The sequence below is a fragment of the Serratia sp. JKS000199 genome, assembly GCF_900215455.1.
GTDB lineage: Bacteria > Pseudomonadota > Gammaproteobacteria > Enterobacterales > Enterobacteriaceae > Serratia > Serratia ureilytica.
This window is the reverse complement of the sequence record NZ_LT907843.1, coordinates 3,918,403-3,936,092: the sequence shown is the minus strand read 5'-3', so window position 1 is coordinate 3,936,092 and position 17,690 is coordinate 3,918,403. Positions and strand designations below refer to the sequence as shown.

At 62.3% G+C, this 17,690-nt stretch carries 15 protein-coding genes; 8 read left to right on the top strand and 7 right to left on the bottom strand.

Annotation, left to right across the window (positions count from 1 at the left end; translation table 11 throughout):
* Positions 1-127: 127 nt before the first annotated feature.
* Genes malG through malE form a run of 3 tightly spaced genes read right to left on the bottom strand, consistent with a single transcriptional unit; the run spans position 128 to position 3,858 of the window.
* Positions 128-1,018, bottom strand: coding sequence for a maltose ABC transporter permease MalG (gene malG, locus CPH57_RS18675; protein ID WP_033651207.1), 891 nt, complete (start codon positions 1,016-1,018; stop codon positions 128-130).
* An 11-nt stretch (positions 1,019-1,029) separates the two neighbouring features.
* Positions 1,030-2,607 (bottom strand): maltose ABC transporter permease MalF, encoded by a 1,578-nt coding sequence (malF, locus tag CPH57_RS18670; protein ID WP_096242638.1) that lies wholly within the window; start codon positions 2,605-2,607, stop codon positions 1,030-1,032.
* A gap of 57 nt (positions 2,608-2,664) precedes the next feature.
* Positions 2,665-3,858 (bottom strand): maltose/maltodextrin ABC transporter substrate-binding protein MalE, encoded by a 1,194-nt coding sequence (malE, locus tag CPH57_RS18665; RefSeq protein ID WP_033651209.1) that lies wholly within the window; start codon positions 3,856-3,858, stop codon positions 2,665-2,667.
* A 358-nt stretch (positions 3,859-4,216) separates the two neighbouring features.
* Here malE and CPH57_RS24865 point away from each other — a divergent pair, with 358 nt between their 5' ends.
* The 4 genes from CPH57_RS24865 to malM all read left to right on the top strand — a co-directional run bounded on the left by CPH57_RS24865 (position 4,217) and on the right by malM (position 8,615).
* Positions 4,217-5,188 (top strand): alpha-amylase family glycosyl hydrolase, encoded by a 972-nt coding sequence (locus CPH57_RS24865; protein WP_096242858.1) that lies wholly within the window; start codon positions 4,217-4,219, stop codon positions 5,186-5,188.
* Complete coding sequence (malK, locus tag CPH57_RS18655; protein WP_016930284.1) at positions 5,181-6,290, top strand: maltose/maltodextrin ABC transporter ATP-binding protein MalK; 1,110 nt, start codon at positions 5,181-5,183, stop codon at positions 6,288-6,290. The genes CPH57_RS24865 and malK overlap by 8 nt, the downstream gene beginning before the upstream one ends.
* Before the next feature lie 32 nt (positions 6,291-6,322).
* On the top strand, positions 6,323-7,612 hold the full coding sequence (locus CPH57_RS18650; RefSeq protein ID WP_025304461.1) for a maltoporin: 1,290 nt from the start codon (positions 6,323-6,325) through the stop codon (positions 7,610-7,612).
* Between the two features lie 97 nt (positions 7,613-7,709).
* A complete protein-coding gene (gene malM / locus CPH57_RS18645; protein ID WP_047573509.1) occupies positions 7,710-8,615 on the top strand; it encodes a maltose operon protein MalM in 906 nt (301 codons plus the stop codon).
* A 55-nt stretch (positions 8,616-8,670) separates the two neighbouring features.
* Here malM and CPH57_RS18640 read toward each other — a convergent pair whose 3' ends face one another.
* The 3 genes from CPH57_RS18640 to CPH57_RS18630 are packed head-to-tail and all read right to left on the bottom strand — an operon-like array spanning position 8,671 to position 12,084.
* Complete coding sequence (locus CPH57_RS18640; protein ID WP_089195236.1) at positions 8,671-9,654, bottom strand: nucleoside hydrolase; 984 nt, start codon at positions 9,652-9,654, stop codon at positions 8,671-8,673.
* Positions 9,655-9,675: 21 nt separating this feature from the next.
* The gene (locus CPH57_RS18635) at positions 9,676-10,677 is read right to left on the bottom strand and encodes a LacI family DNA-binding transcriptional regulator (protein WP_096242637.1); all 1,002 of its coding nucleotides are present in this window, start codon (positions 10,675-10,677) and stop codon (positions 9,676-9,678) included.
* A 24-nt stretch (positions 10,678-10,701) separates the two neighbouring features.
* On the bottom strand, positions 10,702-12,084 hold the full coding sequence (locus CPH57_RS18630; RefSeq protein WP_033651213.1) for an MFS transporter: 1,383 nt from the start codon (positions 12,082-12,084) through the stop codon (positions 10,702-10,704).
* Positions 12,085-12,476: 392 nt separating this feature from the next.
* Here CPH57_RS18630 and ubiC point away from each other — a divergent pair, with 392 nt between their 5' ends.
* On the top strand, positions 12,477-12,992 hold the full coding sequence (gene ubiC / locus CPH57_RS18625; protein WP_033651214.1) for a chorismate lyase: 516 nt from the start codon (positions 12,477-12,479) through the stop codon (positions 12,990-12,992).
* A 17-nt stretch (positions 12,993-13,009) separates the two neighbouring features.
* Positions 13,010-13,882: a 4-hydroxybenzoate octaprenyltransferase gene (gene ubiA, locus CPH57_RS18620; RefSeq protein ID WP_025304455.1), complete on the top strand. Its 873-nt coding sequence runs from the start codon at positions 13,010-13,012 to the stop codon at positions 13,880-13,882.
* Positions 13,883-13,948: 66 nt separating this feature from the next.
* Here the strand turns inward: ubiA and plsB are convergent, their stop codons facing one another.
* On the bottom strand, positions 13,949-16,414 hold the full coding sequence (plsB, locus tag CPH57_RS18615) for a glycerol-3-phosphate 1-O-acyltransferase PlsB (protein ID WP_046687896.1): 2,466 nt from the start codon (positions 16,412-16,414) through the stop codon (positions 13,949-13,951).
* Positions 16,415-16,562: 148 nt separating this feature from the next.
* On the opposite strand from plsB, the gene CPH57_RS18610 reads away from it, so the two are divergent.
* Entirely contained in the window at positions 16,563-16,931 is a 369-nt protein-coding gene (locus CPH57_RS18610; RefSeq protein WP_015379225.1) for a diacylglycerol kinase, read from the top strand.
* Positions 16,932-17,033: 102 nt separating this feature from the next.
* Positions 17,034-17,642: a transcriptional repressor LexA gene (gene lexA, locus CPH57_RS18605; RefSeq protein ID WP_025160136.1), complete on the top strand. Its 609-nt coding sequence runs from the start codon at positions 17,034-17,036 to the stop codon at positions 17,640-17,642.
* Positions 17,643-17,690: the final 48 nt, after the last annotated feature.

The window sequence follows — 17,690 nt, the reverse complement described above, 5'->3', positions numbered from 1 at the left end:
CACTCGCTAACCCCAGTTATTTACTGAAGTAAGCGCCTGGGCTTAGCGAGCTGGTCGCCTGGCTGTAACTTGAAATCCATAGGGTAAAAGATAAGGAAAAACATCAAACGCACTGCAGTGGCACAAATTACCCCTTCACGCCGCCGGCCGTCAGGCCGCCCACCAACCAGCGCTGCGCCAGCAGGAACACGGCGGTAATCGGTATCGCCGACAGCACCGCGGCGGCGGCGAAATCGCCCCACAGGTAGTTCTGCGGGTTGAGATATTGCTGCATGCCCACCGCCAGCGTGTAGCTGTTTACATCGCGCAGCAGCAGCGACGCCACCGGCACCTCGGTGATGGCGGCGATAAACGACAGAATGAACACCACCGCCAGAATCGGTACCGACAGCGGCAGGAGCACCAGCCGGAACGCCTGCCACGGCGTGGCGCCGTCCAGCGCCGCCGCCTCTTCCAGCGAATTGTCGATGGTTTCGAAATAGCCCTTGATGGTCCAGACATGCAGCGCGATGCCGCCCATATAGGCGAAGATCACGCCGCCGTGGGTGTTGAGGCCGATAAACGGAATGTACTGGCCCAGGCGATCGAACAAGGCGTACAGCGCCACCAGCGACAGCACCGCTGGAAACATCTGGAAGATCAGCATGCTTTTCAGCAGCGTGCTCTTGCCGCGAAAACGCATGCGGGCGAAGGCGTAGGCGCAGGTGGTGGACAGCGTCACGATGCCGATGGCGGTGATCGCCGCGATCTTGACTGAGTTCCACAGCCACAGCAGCACCGGGAACGGCGGCGGCGTCACGCTGCCGTCGGCGTGGGTGACGCTGAAGCCGAGCGCCAGCCGCCAGTGATCCCAGGAGAGGGTTTCCGGTATCAGGCTGCCGGTGGCGAAGTTGCCGGCGCGCAGCGAGATGGCCACCACCATCAGCAGCGGGAACATGATCAGGGCGATAAAGCACAGCATCAAAATGTGGGTCATCCACAGGCGCAGGCGCTGGGATTTGGGTTGAACCATGGCCATCGTTATTCTCCCTAATCGAAGTTCATCTTGCTGGCTTTCAAATTCAGGATCGCCAGCGCGCCCACCAACAGGAAGATCAGCGTGGCGATGGCGGCCGCCAGCCCGAAGTCTTGCCCGCCGCCGCCTTCGAAGGCGATGCGGTAGGTGTAGCTGACCAGCAGATCGGTATAGCCGGCCGGCGTGGTGGTGCCGATCATGTCCGGGCCGCCGTTGGTCAGCAGCTGGATCAGCACGAAGTTGTTAAAGTTGAAGGCGAAGCTGGCGATCATCAGCGGCGTCAGCGGCTTGATCAGCAGCGGGAAGGTGATGCGGAAGAAGTTTTGCCACGGGTTGGCGCCGTCCATCGCCGAGGCCTCGTACAGATCGTCCGGGATGGCCTTCAGCAGCCCCATGCACAGGATCATCATGTACGGGTAGCCGAGCCAGGTGTTGACGATCAGGATCATGCTCTTGGCGGTGAGCGGATCGCTGAACCAGGCCGGTTTGATGCCGAACAGGTGGCTGAGCATCATGTTGATCTCGCCGAAGCTCTGGTTGAACAAGCCTTTGAAGATCAGGATCGAGATGAACGACGGTACCGCATAGGGCAGGATCAGCAGCACGCGGTAGATAGCCTTGCCTTTCAGCGCCTCCCACTGCACCACGCAGGCCAGCACCATGCCGACCGCCACGGTGAGGATCACCGTCATCACCGAGAACACGAGGGTCCAGATGAAGATCGACACAAACGGTTTTTTGATGCCCTCGTCCTGCAGCACCCGCAGGAAGTTTTTCCAGCCGGTGGTGACGGTATAGCCTGGGCTCAGGGTTTCCTGCGCCCAGCCGCCGTCGGCGTTGATCGCCTGATAGAAGCCGATGTCGCCGTTCGGCCGGTAGCGCACCTGAGTCTGGTTATTGGTCAGCGTGCTGCCGTCTTTATCCAGCGCATACAGCGGGCGGGTGCCGGAGAACTGGCGCAGGGAGCTCATGCGCAATTCATCGCCGTCCGGCAGCTGCGCCACCAGTTGGCTCAGCGCCTGCCGGTTCTGGGTGATCACCCGCAGCGTGGCGGGTTCGCCCTGCGGCGCGGAGCTCTGGGCCGTCAATTTCAGGGGGAGCGGCGGCGTCGCGTCGAGGCGGAAAGGCTCGGAAATCAGCGGCTGTTCACTGTCCGGCGAGGTCAGCTGCAGGCGCCACCGCTGGTTTTCCGCCGGGTAGAGGCCGAAGGTGAACGTTTTGCCGCTTTGGAACTGACGCTGCATCAATACCGATTGCGCGCGCTCAAACGTCAGCTGGTTGGTGCTGCTGTAGTTGGTAAAGGCGATGGCGATGGTGCAGATGAGCGGGAACAGGACGAACAATCCCATGCCGGCGACGCCGGGATACACATAGCGCCAGGCGTAGGCGCGGCGGTTGGCGAAGACGTAAAGCCCGGCGCTGACCAGGATCAGCGTCAGGATGGCGAACAGGTATTCACCCTGTGCATACATCAACACAATCAGGTAGCAGGTCACCAGGCTGAACAGGCCGACCACCAGCCATTTCAGCGCGTCGCTTTGCCACCACTTCGATTTTTTACGCGCGGGCGTCCCGGCGTGAGCGAATTGCATAGGGCGTTCCTTTCTGTGAAGCAACGGCGGGGCGCCACGGCGCCCCGCACGACGACATTACTTGGTGATACGGGTCTGCACATCGTCCAACGCGGCTTTCACCGTTTGGCGGCCGCTGACGGCGTTGAGCACCGCGCTGCGTTCGGCGTACCAGAAAGCGCTCATCTGCGGAATGTTCGGCATGATCTCCCCGTTTTGCGAGTTCTGCATGGTGGCGGCGATCTTCGGATCTTTGGCCAGCGTTTCCTGGTAGGACTTCAGCGCCACCGCGCCCAGCGGTTTGTCTTTGTTGACGTCCGCCAGCCCTTCGTTGGTCAGCAGATAGTTCTCGAGGAACTCGGTCGCCAGTTCTTTATTCGGGCTGGCGGCGTTGATACCGGCGGTCAGCACGCCGACGAACGGTTTGGACGGTTTGCCTTTGAAGGTCGGTAGCAGCGTCACGCCGTAGTTGATTTTGCTCTGCTCGATGTTGTTCCAGGCCCACGGGCCGTTGATGGTCATCGCGGTCTGGCCTTTGTTGAACGCGGCTTCGGCGATCGAGTAATCGGTATCGGCGTTGATGTGTTTGTTTTTCACCAGATCGACGATGAACTGCAGGCCGGCCTGCGAACCGGCGTTGGCGACGCCGACATCCTTGATGTTGTATTTGCCGTTCTCATACTTGAAGGCATAACCGCCGTCGGCGGCGATGATAGGCCAGGTGAAGTAGGGTTCCTGCAGGTTCCACATGATGGCGCTTTTGCCGCTGGCGCGCAGCTGTTTGTCCAGCGCCGGGATCTCTTCCCAGGTCTTCGGCGGCTGTTTGACCAGGTCTTTATTGTAAATCAGCGACAGCGCTTCGACGGCGATCGGGTAGCCGATCAGCTTGCCGTCATAGCGCACGGCGTCCCAGGTGAACGGGAACAGCTTGTCCTGGAAGGCTTTGGACGGGTGGACTTCGGCCAGCAGGCCGGACTGCGCATAGCCGCCGAAGCGATCGTGGGCCCAGAGGATGATGTCTGGGCCGTCGCCGGTGGCGGCCACCTGCGGATATTTCTCTTCCAGCTTGTCGGGATGCTCGACGGTGACTTTGATGCCGGTGTCTTTTTCGAATTTCTTGCCGACTTCGGCCAGGCCGTTATAGCCCTTGTCGCCGTTGATCCAGATAACCAGTTTGCCTTCCTCTATCTTGGCGAAGGCGGAAGAAGAGAGCACCAGAGTAGCCAGTGCCGAGAGCGCCAGCGTACGGGCGAGGGTAATGCTGCGAGTCATAATCCAGTCCTTCTTTTTGTGGGCACATAAATCAAGGAGAGACGTTTCGCGATCATAGTGGGTCACAACGCGACATATTCTCATCCTCCCCCCCTCTACGCCCCTGAGATGAGGAGTGTGATCCAGTTAACGTTGCGCTCTATTCTGTGGCGTCAGGCACAAAATAGGGGGGCGATTTTTGCCGGCTTGATCACAGATTTGCCTTAAGCGCGGAACTTCTCATCGCCGCGGTCGTTCTCTCATCCTCCCGTCTCCTCCCCCATGAAAAATCCTGTTACGGATGATTACCCTTTCCGGCGACTCCCGCACTATCGGCCCATTGATTTTTAACGCCACGCGCAGCAGGGATACCGGATTTATGTCGTCAATGCCTATCGCCACTCAGCCCACCCTGTACCGGATCCATCCGGCCAGTTTCCGTGACGGAAACGGGGACGGCGTGGGCGACGCGCACGGCATGCTGGCGGCGCTGCCGTACCTGAAAGCGCTGTCGATCGACGGTCTGTTGCTGCCGCAGACGCTGGCGCCGGAGGCCGAAACGGCGGTGACGGGCGAAGGGCTGACGCTGTGGTACGCCGACGAAGCCCATCGCGTTCGTCATGCCGCCGACGTGCAGCGGTTCGTCCACGGCGCGCTGGCGCTCGACGTGATGCCGTTCAGCGCGGAAAAGCTGGTGGCGGTGCTGCATGCCCGCCGCGCCACGTTGGCGGACAGCCTGTGGAGCACCGGCGACGCCGATCAGCCTCGGGTGGTCAGCCGCTGGGGGCAGGGCGACCTGCGTTCCGCCGCCGCCTTTTTGACGCTGCTGGCGATGTTGCCGGCGCCGATCTGCCTGTACCAGGGCGAGGAGCTGGGGCTGCCGCACGCCGCCGGCCTGCAGGATCCGCGCGGCGCGCAAACGCCGATGCCGTGGCATGAAGCCCCCGAACAGGTCACCGCCGGGGAGATCAGCTGGTATCAGCAGGTGGCGATCGAACACCGCGCGTTGGCCATCAGTCGCCAACAGCACGACAGCCACTCCACCTTGCGTTACTGCCAGACGCTGCTGGCCCTGCGCCGTTCGCCGCTTTTCCAGCGCGGCGAGCTGAGCGCGGTCAGCCAGCGCGATGGCGTGGTGCGCTTACTTATTACCCATCAGGATCAATGCCTTGAAGCGCTGATAAACCTGCAGCCTTATACTCAGGCGGCCGCGCCGTCTGAGGCGACCTTGCCGTTGGCATGGCAGCACGGCGCGCAGCAAGAGGGTCATCAATGGGTTTTGGCGGGCTTTGCCTCCGCCATTTTCACACGACATGTTAACTGCGAAAGCAGGGGAGTAACGCATGGCTAGCGTGACACTGCGCAGCGTTTATAAGGCCTTCGGTGAGGCCGTGATTTCCAAAGACGTCAATCTGACCATCGAAGACGGCGAGTTTGTGGTGTTTGTCGGGCCGTCGGGCTGCGGCAAATCGACGCTGCTGCGCATGATCGCCGGGCTGGAGGACATCACCTCCGGCGACCTGCTGATCGGCGAGAAACGCATGAATGAAGTGCCGCCTTCCGAGCGCGGCATCGGCATGGTGTTCCAGTCTTACGCGCTGTATCCGCACCTGTCGGTGGCGGACAACATGTCGTTCGGCCTGAAGCTGGCCGGCGCCAAGAAAGCGGAAATCAATCAACGGGTGAACCAGGTTTCCGAGGTGCTGCAGTTGGCGCACCTGCTCGATCGGCGGCCGAAGGCGCTGTCCGGCGGGCAGCGTCAGCGCGTGGCGATCGGCCGCACGCTGGTGGCCGAGCCGGACGTGTTCCTACTCGACGAGCCGCTGTCCAACCTCGACGCCGCGCTGCGGGTGCAGATGCGCATTGAGATCTCCCGTCTGCACAAGCGCCTGCAGCGCACCATGATTTACGTCACCCATGATCAGGTCGAAGCGATGACGCTGGCCGACAAGATCGTGGTGCTCGACGCCGGTCGCGTGGCGCAGGTCGGCAAGCCGTTGGAGCTGTATCACTACCCGGCCAACCGCTTCGTCGCCGGGTTTATCGGCTCACCGAAGATGAACTTCCTGCCGGTCAAGGTCACCGCGGCGGAGCCGCGACAGGTGCAGGTCGAACTGCCCAACCGCCAGCTGGTCTGGCTGCCGGTGGAAGGCGCGGGCGTCCAACCCGGCGCCAACCTGTCATTGGGCATTCGCCCTGAACATCTGCTGCCCGGCGAAGCCTCTGAAGTGCGGCTTACCGGCGACGTGCAGGTGGTGGAGCAGCTCGGCAACGAGACGCAAATCCATATCCAAATCCCGGCCATCCGTCAAAACCTGGTGTACCGCCAGAATGACGTGGTGCTGGTAGAAGAAGGTGCCACATTCGCCATCGGCCTGCCGCCTCACCGCTGCCACCTGTTCCGTGAAGACGGTACGGCATGTAAACGGCTGCACCAGGAGCCGGGCGTTTAAAGCATCAAAGTCGGTATAACAGGAGAATAATGATGACTACTCTGCGCAAACTTCCTCTGGCACTGGCTGTCGCCGCCGGTGTTCTCTCTACTCAGGCGCTGGCCGTGGATTTCCACGGTTACGCCCGTTCCGGCATCGGCTGGACCGGCAGCGGCGGTGAGCAACAGTGCTTCAAGGCCACCGGCGCCGCGAGCAAATACCGTCTCGGCAACGAGTGCGAAACCTACGCCGAACTGAAACTGGGGCAGGAAGTGTGGAAAGAAGGCGACAAGAGCTTCTATTTCGACACTAACCTGGCCTATTCGGTCTCGCAGCGTTCTGACTGGGAAGACGTGACCCCGGGCTTCCGCGAAGTGAACGTGCAGGGTAAAAACCTGATCGAGTGGCTGCCGGGCTCCACGCTGTGGGCCGGTAAGCGCTTCTATCAGCGTCATGACGTTCACATGATCGACTTCTACTACTGGGATATCTCCGGCCCGGGCGCCGGTCTGGAAAACATCGATCTGGGCTTCGGCAAGCTGTCCGCCGCCGTGACCCGCAACTCGGAATCCGGCGGCTCTTACGGCTACCTGGATAACGAATGGAAACAGCGTCCGACCGTCAACGATACCTTCGACGTGCGCTTGGCCGGGCTGGAGCTGAACCCGGGCGGCACCCTGGAGCTGGGCGTGGACTACGGCCGAGCCAATGCGCAGGATAACTACCGCCTGGCCGACGGCGCCAGCAAAGACGGCTGGATGTTCACCGCCGAACACACGCAAAGCATCCTGAACGGTTACAACAAATTCGTGCTGCAGTACGCCACCGACTCGATGACCTCGCAGAACAACGGCCGCAACGAAGGCGCCACCATCGATAACAACGGCAAGATGATCCGCGTGCTGGATCACGGCGCCATCGACTTCAACGATCAGTGGGCGCTGATGTACGTCGCCATGTTCCAGGACATTGACCGCGACAACAACAACGGCACCACCTGGTACACCGTGGGCGTGCGCCCGATGTACAAATGGACGCCGATCATGAGCACCCTGCTGGAAGCCGGCTACGACAACGTCAAATCTCAGCGCACCGGCGATCGCAACGGCCAGTATAAAGTGACCCTGGCGCAGCAATGGCAGGCGGGCAACAGCATTTGGTCGCGTCCGGCCATCCGCCTGTTCGCCACCTACGCCAAGTGGGACGAGAAGTGGGGCTACGCCACCGGCGATGACACCGGGTATAACGCCGGCACCGCTTACAACGACACCAGCATGCATACCTTCAGCCGCGGCAAGGATGACGAAGTCACCTTCGGCGCCCAGATGGAAATTTGGTGGTAACGACAGGACGGGGAGGGCCGCCGGCTCTCCCCCAACCGCATTCGCCGCGGCCCGATCTCTTGCCTGATCCGCCGCGGTGCTGAAAGAGGATATAACGATGAAAAAGAATCTGCTGTCACTCTGCCTGTCGCTGGCGCTGACCGTCGGCGCGCCTTTGGCGGCCAACGCCGATACGCCGGCCAACGTTTCCGTCGCCCCGGCCATCAGCGCCGCCACGCTGCAAAGCCTGCCGTGGCAGCCGCTGCAACCGCCGGTGTCGCAAGAAGTGAAGCTCGACGCCGTTAGCCCGCAGCTCAATCAGGGCGACATTCAGGGGGCGATCGCCGCCTATACGCTGCCGGCCGATCGCGGTTCGCTGGAAGTGACGCTGAGCAGCCTCGCCAAGAACAATTCGCTGTACGCGCCGAGCGTGCTGGTGCTGGACGAGCATCTACGCCCGGCGGCGTATTACCCGAGCAGCTATTTCCCTTACCAGCCGCCGGGAGCGATGTCCTCCGATCGCCTCGAAGGCACGTTGAAACTGACGCCGGCGCTCGGTCAAAAACAGATTTACCTGCTGGTGTACACCACCCGTCAGGATTTGGCGAAAACCACGCAGTTGACTAACCCGGCCAAGGCCTACGCGCAGGGCGTGGGCAACGCAGTGCCGGATATCCCGGATCCGATCGCCGGCCACGCGACGACCGGCACGCTGAAGCTCAAGGTGACCGCGGAACAGGGCACCGGCAACGTGATGATCGGCATGCTGCAGCCTGCGCCGACCGTGGCGCCGGTGGTGGTGGGATCAACCGCACCGGCCGCCGTGACGGCGCCTGCACCGACGCCGGAGAAACCGGCGGAGCCGATGCTCAACGATACCGAAAGCTACTTCAATAAGGGCATCAAGCAGGCGGTGAAGGCGGGCGATATCGACAAGGCGCTGAAACTGATGAATGAGGCCGAGAAACTGGGCTCGACCACTGCGCGTAAAACGTTTATCAGCAGCGTAAAAGGCAAGGGGTAACACCCGACGCTGCCGATGCTGGCTCGATGATTGGTGCGCTTTGGCGCACCTTTTTTCATCCGCGGGCCAGCGTTGCGCCGATCAACGCCAGCAGACGGGCGTTATCGACCTGCTGCATGATGCGCACCGGCTTGCCCTGCGGCGGCGGCATGCCGACCGTCAGGCGCAGGCTGTCCGGCCGCCAACGGCGTGAGCTGCCGCGTGTCAGCGCCCCTTCCAGCGCCACATCCACATGGAACATCTCGGTCGTGACCAGCTGCGGTGCCAGCAGCCAGGCGATCACCAGCGCATCATGGATCCAGCAGCCCGGCAGGCGCCGCGTATGGCGCGAATAGTCGATCCACGGCTGCGTGGTGGCGCGCAAATAGCGGCACAGCGGCGTATCCGGCTGCGTCAGTGCGGCCAGATCCGCCTGGGTCAGCATGGTCTGGGTGGTGACGTCCAGCGGCGCCAGCGTGATAGCGGCGCCGCTGTTCAGCACCAGCCGCGCGGCTTCCGGATCCAGGCCGAAATTGGTGTCCTTGATGTATCCCTCGACGTTGAACACGCCGCCCATGATCACGATCTCTTTCACCGCCTGCGCCATCTGCGGGTACAGCTGCATGGCGTGCGCAACGTTGGTCAGCGGGCCGATCGCCGCCAGCGTTATCTCGCCGGGATGGCGGCAGATCAGCTCGCCGATGGCGATGGCGGCGTCCGGTGCGGGCGCGTTGGCGAGTGAGGGCGCGGGCAAGTCGCGCCACAGCGCCGCCAGCTTGGGATCGGCGATCGGCCTGTCCAGATGCGCGCGCCATGGCTCCGGCGGCTCGCTCAGGGCGCGCGCCGCGCCGAGGGCGACCGGCACCTGGTAGCCGCTTTGCGCCAGCAGCTCGCTGGCGACGGCGAAGCCCACTTCGCGCGGGGTGTTGCCGGCCACGATGCTGATCAGTTCCAGCTGCAGTTGCGGTTTGGCCGCCAGCGCCAGGGCCAGCGCCAGGCCGTCGTCGACGTTGGCACCGGGAACGCCGTTGCCGGGATCGCAATCAATGATCAAACGCATAGAAGGTGTCCTGAAAAACCGCTAACAGCCGCACGAGCGGCGGATGCGCAGTTGAAAAGCGAATTCATGCAGCTCGGCGGGCGCGGCACCGGCGGCCAGCATGGCGATGGCCCGCTTGGCCATGGCGTCGATAGGCTGCTCGACCGCGCTGAGCGGCGGCACGCTGAATTCGGATTGCTGCGTGCCGTTAAAACAGATCAGCGCCAGATCGTCCGGCGCGCGCAACCCATGCTCCGCCAGCGCCGACAGGCAGCCGAGCGCCTGCTGCTCGTTGGAGGTGAAAACGGCGCGCGGGCGCGGGCCTTGCACCATGCGCTGGGTGGCCTGGTAGCCGCCCTGGCGGGTGTAAGGCGCCTCGAAAATCCACTCGTCGCGCGGCGCAATGCCCGCCTCCAGCAGCGCATCGCGCCAACCGTTCAGGCGATCCTGCGCGTTGAGCATGGTTAGCGGACCGATAAAAATGCCGATGTCGCGATAGCCGTGCTGCAGCAGATGGCGGGTCGCCTGGCAGGCGGCGTCGCGCTCGTCGACGCGGATGGCGCAGACGCTGGCCTGGCTGTCGATAGTGTCTATCATCACGCAGGGCGTGCCGGAGGCGCGGATCAGCTCGAACCACGGATGGCGATCGACGCTGGTGTACAGCAGGCCGTCGACCTGGCGACGCAGCAGGTTATTGATCAGCTCATACTCGCGCTGCCGGTCATCGCCGGCGTCGCCCAGCAGCAGCACGCGGCCGCGGCTGAAGGCCTCCTGCTGTAGCGCCCGCGCCAGCGTGGCGAAGAACGGGTTGGAAATATCCGGCACCACCAGCCCGTAGGTTTGCGTGCTGCCGGAGGCCAATGCCCGCGCGATGTCGTTCGGCCGGTAGCCGGTCTGCTCGATCGCCGCCAGCACGCGCAGCCGGGTGGCTTCCGCCACCGGGCGCGGGCCGTTGTTGATCACATAGCTGACCACGGCGACGGAGGTGCCCGCTACGCGGGCCACGTCGGCGCGGGTAACGCGTCGCGCGGAGTGATTATCCAAATTGAGGTCCTGTTCGCCTTCTCGCTACGCGGCATCCTGCGGCAGGTTGAGATCGCGGCCGCGGGTTTCGGGAGCAAAGAAGGTGGTGATTAAGCCGATGGCCGCCATTACAACAAAATAGCAGGCGACAGGCCACCAGTGACCGAAACCGGACAGCAGCGCGGTGGCGATCAGCGGCGCGGTGCCGCCCGAGAGGATCGAACCGAGCTCTTTGGCGAACGCCATCTTGGAGTAGCGATTCTTCACGCCGAACAGTTCGACGCCGTAGGCCGCCTGAACGCCGAAGATCCCCAGCGACGCGATGCACATGCCGACCACGATCACCGAGATGACGATAGCCGGTTCACGGCTGTCGAGCAGCCAGAACGCCGGGAAGGCATACAGCACCAGCAGCAGGCAGAACCAGCGGTAGGTGATGCGGCGGCCGAAGCGATCGGACAGCCAGCCGGCCAGCGGGATCACTAGGAACCCGCACAGCGAGGCGATCAACACCGCCAACGCCGGCACCGATTTATCGACCATCAGCACCTTGGCGACATAGCCGACGATAAAGCCCTGGCACAGGTAGGAAGGGCCGTTTTCGCCGATGCGCAGGCCGAGCATCACCCAGAACGCTTTGGTACGTTGCAGGTAGCTGCGCGTATCCGGCGCGGCCTGGGCGGCGTCCAGCATGCGCTGGTGGTTTTGCTGCAGCTCGCGTTCGAACACCGGCGTTTCCCGCACGTGGCGGCGCAGGTACAGCGCCACCCCGGCGATCAGAATGCTGGCGAGGAACGGAATGCGCCAGCCCCAGCTCATCAGGTCTTCCTTGTCCAGCTGCAGCACCAGCAGCCATACCAGCGACGCCAGCAGGGTGCCGCTGTTGGAGCCGATGGCGATGATCGACGCCACCAGCCCGCGCCGCTTGGCCGGCGCGTATTCCGCCAGCATCACCGCGCCGCCGGACAGCTCCGCACCGGCGCCGAACCCCTGCGCGAAGCGCAGGATCACCAGGCAGGCGGGCGCCCAGACGCCGATTTGCGCATAGGACGGGATCAGGCCGATCAGCGTGGTGGAGAGGCCCATCAGCGCCACGGTGGTGATCAGCACCACGCGGCGGCCTTTGCGGTCGCCGATCCAGCCGAACACCAGCGCGCCGATCGGCCGCGCGACGAAGCCGACGGAGTAGGTGGCGAAACTGGCCAGCAGCGCCACCAGCGGCGTGGCTTCCGGGAAGAACACGTCGCCGAACACCATGCCGGCCGCCAGGCCGTACAGCGCGAAGTCGACGTATTCCATGGCGGTGCCGAGCCAGCAGGAGAAGGTGGCGCGCCAAAATTGGCTGCGCCCCTCTTTGGTCGCCAGGCGTTCATCGGCCGCCAGCGCGGCGTCGGCGGTCTGTGAAGGGGCAAGCGTTGTTTCGCTCATGGCAGTGCTATCCTCTTTTGTTCTGCGCCTGGAGGGGCGCGGTTAAAGATGGTTTCCCTGGTGCCGGCAACAAAGGTGTGCCGACAAATCATGTCGGACGCATGGCGATTCAACGCTGCTGTATCAGGGTATCTACGCGCGTAGATAACACAACGCGAGGAAGCTGAAACTTTGCGGGCGATCACAGAATCGTCAGCGCGCCGGGAAATGAAGATAGAGAATGCGGATGGCAAAAAGATGACAGAACCCCGGTTTTTCCGGCCGATAGGCCTGCCGTTTTCGCCACGAATCAGCCTGCCGCTTTCGCATTTCTGCGCTACAATGGGGGCCTGTTAACAGTTTGTATCGTCTGGCGCGCCGTACCGGCTGCGGTTCAGGCGAGGAGTAAAGCAATGTCTGGCATCAGGGATTCCATCCTGCCGCCGCTGGAGTGGTTATCCGAACAGGATCCTCCGGCGCCCGCCGCCGTCAGCGACTGGCTGATGGAGTTAGGCTCCATGACCCGCCGATTTGAACGCCATTGCGCCCAGGTGCGCGTTGAACCGCAGCGCGAATGCTTCGTCACGCGCGAGGCGCTGGGCGACGAGGCGAACCACCTGCCCGACAGCCCGCGCTACTGGCTGCGCGAAGTGGTGCTGCTGGGCGACGACCAGCCCTGGCTGCTGGGGCGCACGGTGATCCCGGAACATACGCTGACCGGCCCCGATCAGGCGTTGGTGGATCTGGGGACGCTGCCGCTCGGGCGCTATCTGTTCAGCAGCGGCGATCTGACCCGCGACTATATCCATATCGGCCGGCAGGACGCGCTGTGGGCGCGTCGTTCACGGCTGCGGCTGGCGGGCAAGCCGCTGCTGCTGACCGAACTGTTTTTACCGGCTTCGCCGCTGTATTCAGCGGTTCCCGCATAAGAGAGGAGAGCAAGACGTTGGAGGGAAGCGTGACTCAAAGTAAATGGCGGGCTTACAGCCATTTGATGCGCATTGATAAACCGATCGGCACGCTGTTGCTGCTGTGGCCGACGCTGTGGGCGCTGTGGCTGGCCGGGAAAGGCGTGCCGCCGCTGTCGATTCTGGTGGTGTTCGTGCTCGGCGTGTTCCTGATGCGCGCCGCCGGCTGCGTGGTGAATGATTACGCAGATCGCGCGGTGGACGGCTACGTAAAGCGCACCGCCGGGCGGCCGATGCCGAGCGGCCGGGTGAGCGCGAAAGAGGCCAAGGTGCTGTTCGTGGTGCTGGTGCTGATCTCGTTCTGCCTGGTGTTGACGCTGAATGCGATGACCATCTGGCTGTCGCTGGCGGCGCTGGCGCTGGCCTGGGTATATCCTTTTATGAAGCGGGTGACCAACCTGCCGCAGTTCGTGCTGGGCGCCGCGTTCGGCTGGGGCATTCCGATGGGCTATGCGGCGGTCAGCGAATCGCTGCCGCTCAGCTGCTGGCTGCTGCTGCTGGCGAACATCTGCTGGACGGTGGCTTATGACACGCTGTATGCGATGGTCGATCGCGACGATGATCTGAAAATAGGCATCAAGTCCACCGCTATCCTGTTCGGGCGTTATGACAAGCTGATCGTCGGGCTGTTGCAGTTCGCGACGCTGCTGCTGCTGGTGTGGGTCGGTTATCTGGCGCAGCTCGGCGGGGCGTTTTACTGGTCGCTGTTGCTGGCGGGCGCGCTGTTCATTCACCAGCAGAAGCAGATCGCCGGGCGCGAGCGCGAGGCCTGTTTCAAGGCCTTCCTGCAGAACAATTATGTCGGGCTGGTGGTGTTTATCGGCATCGCGCTCAGCTATCTGCCGGCGTAACGGTTTCCTGCAGCAAGAAAAAAGGCACCCCTCGGGGTGCCTTTTGTGTTTCCGCGCCGGGCGAAATCACTCGTCTTTCTCTTCTTGCGCATTGGTTTGCGGCAGAGCGTTGGTCTCTTCCGGCATGTTGACGCTTTCGATGGTCAGCTTGATTTCCGGCGTGATCAGATCGCTCAGCATGTTGTACACCTCGAGGGTGTGCTCGCGGATCGCATCGCCGCTGTCGTTGATGTAGCCTTCTTCGCGCAGCGTCGCCACCAGGGTGGAGAATACCGCCTTGTCGAAGAACTCCGGCGCGTTGATGCCGTGCAGCACCGACAGACGCTGTGCCATGATGCGGCTCTCTTTCTCCAGCGCGCCGCGGTTGATGCTCGGGTTGGCGCTGAGGATCGACATAGTGATGGCGTAGCGTTGCAGGGTTTCGCGCACCCCGGCGGCCAGCAGCTGCAGCGGGCGAATGCGCGCCGGGTTCAGCACCAGCTCGTCGCCTTTGTCGCAGATCAGCTGTTGGCGGATCAGCTCGTCGATCATCGGCCGCAGCACGTCCGGCAGCTGCTCCTTGTCGTTATGCAGGAACAGCTCGGCTTTCAGCATCGGGTAAATCATGCCAATCTGGCGCAGCAGTTCGGCGCGCGATACCCGGCGATGATGCATGACGATGCTGGCGATCAGCGACGGCAACACCAGCAGGTGGTGGATGTTGTTGCGGTAATAGGTCATCAGCACCGCCTGCTCGCGCGGCAGAATGATGATGTCGCCGATGTTGTCCTTTTCCACCTCGAACTTGTTCATGTTCAGCGCGTGATCCAGCAGCTCGTCCGGCGTCTGCGTCGGTACGGTGACGTCATGCGCGTAAGGCGCGTTGCGCATCAGCTGCAGGTAGCACTCGAGCTGCTCGAGCAATTGTTCGCGGGTCAGCGAACGCTGGCGCGAGGCCAGCAGCGCGGTGGAACACAGGTTCATGGCGTTGGCCGCGGCGGCATTGTTAATGCGCACCATGATCTGGCCGGCGAGATCGTTGACCGTCGGCGTCAACCAGCTTGGGCGCTGAGCTTCGATCGGATCGATCGACTCGCGCCACTGCGGCACGTGCTGGTTGAGGTAAGCGGTCAACGGCAGCGGTTCGCCGAAGTTGACGTAACCCTGGCCCAGATTGCGCAGTTTGCGCAGGCCGCGCAGCATCTGCAACAGGCTCTCTTTTTCCTTGGTGGCGCCGCGCAGCTCTTTGGCGTAGGTGCCCACTTCCATCACATGCTCGTAGCCGATGTAGATCGGCACCAGCGTGATCGGACGGGCGCCGCCGCGCAGCATCGCCTGGATGGTCATCGACAGGGTGCCGGTTTTCGGTTCCAGCAGACGCCCGGTGCGGGAGCGGCCGCCTTCCACGAAGTATTCCACCGAGTAACCGCGGGTGAACAGCTCGCCGAGGTATTCGCGGAACACCGTCGAGTAAAGCTTGTTGCCCTTGAAGGTGCGGCGGATGAAGAACGCGCCCAGGCGACGGAAGATCGGGCCGGCCGGCCAGAAGTTGAGGTTGATGCCCGCGGCGATGTGCGGCGGCACCAGGCCCTGGTGATACAGCACGTAGGACAGCAGCAGATAGTCCATGTGGCTGCGGTGGCAGGGCACGTAGACGATCTCGTGGCCGTCCTGCGCCAGCTGGCGCACGCGCTCGGCGTTGGTGACGTTGATGCCCTGATACAGCCGGTTCCAGGTCCAGCTCAGCACGCGATCGGACAGACGCACGGTTTCGTAGGAGAAGTCGGCGGCGATCTCTTCCATCAACGCGATGGCGTTCTGCTGGGCCTTCTCGTGAGAGATCTTTTTGCTGCGCGCTTCGTCCTCGACCGCTTTTTCGATCGCTTTGGACGCCAACAGCTTGTTGAACAGATCCTGACGGGCCGGCAGGCTTGGGCCTACAGCGGCCAGGCGCTGACGCGAGAAGTGCATGCGCGCCACGCGCGCCAGTTTCTGCGCGATGGTTTTATCCGTGCCGTGTTCGGTGGCCATGCGGCGCAGCGAAACGGTGTTGGAGAAGCGCACGAAGCTGTCGCGGCCGAGCCACAGCACGGCGAAGAATTTTTGCACGCCGTTCAACAGACGCAGGTGCGGCGTGCCGTGGCCTTCGCGGCCCGGCGAGCGGCCGAACATGACCGAAACCGGCAGCATTTGAATGTCGAGATCCGGATTGCTGCGATGCAGATCCAGGTAGTCGTGGAACAGCTTTACCGACTCTTCTTTCGGGGTGTAGTAGCGGAACACGCGCGGGCCGTCGTGAATGAACACGTAGCTCGGCAGCACGGTGCCGTCGATCTCCAGCGCGTTGAGCGGATCGGGCAGATCCTGCGCCAGGCACTGGGTGCGCAGCGTCAGCAAATCCGCCTTGGAATTGTAAGGTAAAACATACAAAATCGGCCGTGAGGGATCCAACCCTAGCTCGGTAACCGGATCTGAAGGGATGACCTTACTTCTTACCAACAATTTAAGTGGTAAATTCAATATTTTATAATAAATTTTACGCCAACCTGACATAACAACGTGAAGCCTCTTGTTAGCAATGCGCCGCAAGCATACCAGAAACCGGGTAGCAGATCTGTGGTGTTCGAAAACCGAGAGCCGTCAGCGCGGACTGTTCTAGACTCTTTTTATTATGACCGACCTCTGAGAAAGGCACGAAAACATGGCAAACCAAGCAACCGGATTGACCCGCATCATCAAGGCCGCCGGCTATTCTTATAAAGGGCTTTCCGCCGCCTGGCAACACGAGGCGGCGTTCCGCCAGGAACTGGTGGTGACCCTCCTGGCTATCATACTGGCTGTCTGGCTGGACGTGGGTGCGATAGCGCGCATTTTATTGATCGGATCGGTGGCGCTGGTGATGATCGTCGAGATCCTGAACAGCGCGATCGAGGCGGTGGTGGATCGCATCGGCAGCGAACACCATGAGCTGTCCGGGCGGGCCAAGGACATGGGATCGGCGGCGGTGTCGCTGGCGATCGTACTCGCGCTGTTCGTTTGGGGCACGGTCTTGTGGCAGCATTTTGGCTGACGCAAAGTGCCTACTGACTGATTTTTATTTATTCTTCGGTTCCCAATCCGCGCTTACCTGTATATACTCACAGCAAGACTGTATAAACAAACAGGGGGCGGAATGAAAGCACTAACTACCAGACAGCAAGAGGTCTACGATCTGATTCGCGATCATATTTCGCAAACGGGCATGCCGCCGACGCGTGCCGAGATCGCGATGCGTCTGGGGTTCCGTTCGCCTAACGCCGCCGAAGAGCACCTGAAGGCGCTGGCACGCAAAGGCGTGATCGAAATCGTCTCCGGCGCGTCGCGCGGTATCCGCCTGCTGATGGAAGAAGAAGAAGGGCTGCCGCTGATCGGCCGCGTCGCCGCCGGCGAGCCGCTGCTGGCGCAGCAGCACATCGAAGGGCACTACCAGGTGGATCCATCCCTGTTCAAACCGAGCGCCGATTTCCTGTTGCGGGTGAACGGCATGTCGATGCGCGACATCGGCATTCTGGACGGCGATCTGCTGGCGGTGCACAAAACACAAGACGTGCGCAACGGCCAGGTCGTGGTCGCGCGCATCGAAGACGAAGTGACGGTCAAACGCTTGAAAAAGCACGGCAACGTGGTTGAACTGCTGCCGGAGAACAACGAATTCCAACCGATCGTGGTCGATCTGCGCCAGCAGAATTTCACGATCGAAGGGCTGGCGGTCGGCGTGATCCGCAACGGCGACTGGATTTAATCGCCGCGCCATCACCGCCGCTCCCTGTATCAATCGCCCCTGTTTTGG

Bases quoted from the DNA above. Each gene is read 5' to 3' on its own strand.
- malG (WP_033651207.1), bottom strand. From the start codon at position 1,018: ATGGCCATGGTTCAACCCAAATCCCAGCGCCTGCGCCTGTGGATGACC.
- malF (WP_096242638.1), bottom strand. From the start codon at position 2,607: ATGCAATTCGCTCACGCCGGGACGCCCGCGCGTAAAAAATCGAAGTGG.
- malE (WP_033651209.1), bottom strand. From the start codon at position 3,858: ATGACTCGCAGCATTACCCTCGCCCGTACGCTGGCGCTCTCGGCACTG.
- CPH57_RS24865 (WP_096242858.1), top strand. From the start codon at position 4,217: ATGTCGTCAATGCCTATCGCCACTCAGCCCACCCTGTACCGGATCCAT.
- malK (WP_016930284.1), top strand. From the start codon at position 5,181: ATGGCTAGCGTGACACTGCGCAGCGTTTATAAGGCCTTCGGTGAGGCC.
- CPH57_RS18650 (WP_025304461.1), top strand. From the start codon at position 6,323: ATGACTACTCTGCGCAAACTTCCTCTGGCACTGGCTGTCGCCGCCGGT.
- malM (WP_047573509.1), top strand. From the start codon at position 7,710: ATGAAAAAGAATCTGCTGTCACTCTGCCTGTCGCTGGCGCTGACCGTC.
- CPH57_RS18640 (WP_089195236.1), bottom strand. From the start codon at position 9,654: ATGCGTTTGATCATTGATTGCGATCCCGGCAACGGCGTTCCCGGTGCC.
- CPH57_RS18630 (WP_033651213.1), bottom strand. From the start codon at position 12,084: ATGAGCGAAACAACGCTTGCCCCTTCACAGACCGCCGACGCCGCGCTG.
- ubiC (WP_033651214.1), top strand. From the start codon at position 12,477: ATGTCTGGCATCAGGGATTCCATCCTGCCGCCGCTGGAGTGGTTATCC.
- plsB (WP_046687896.1), bottom strand. From the start codon at position 16,414: ATGTCAGGTTGGCGTAAAATTTATTATAAAATATTGAATTTACCACTT.
- CPH57_RS18610 (WP_015379225.1), top strand. From the start codon at position 16,563: ATGGCAAACCAAGCAACCGGATTGACCCGCATCATCAAGGCCGCCGGC.
- lexA (WP_025160136.1), top strand. From the start codon at position 17,034: ATGAAAGCACTAACTACCAGACAGCAAGAGGTCTACGATCTGATTCGC.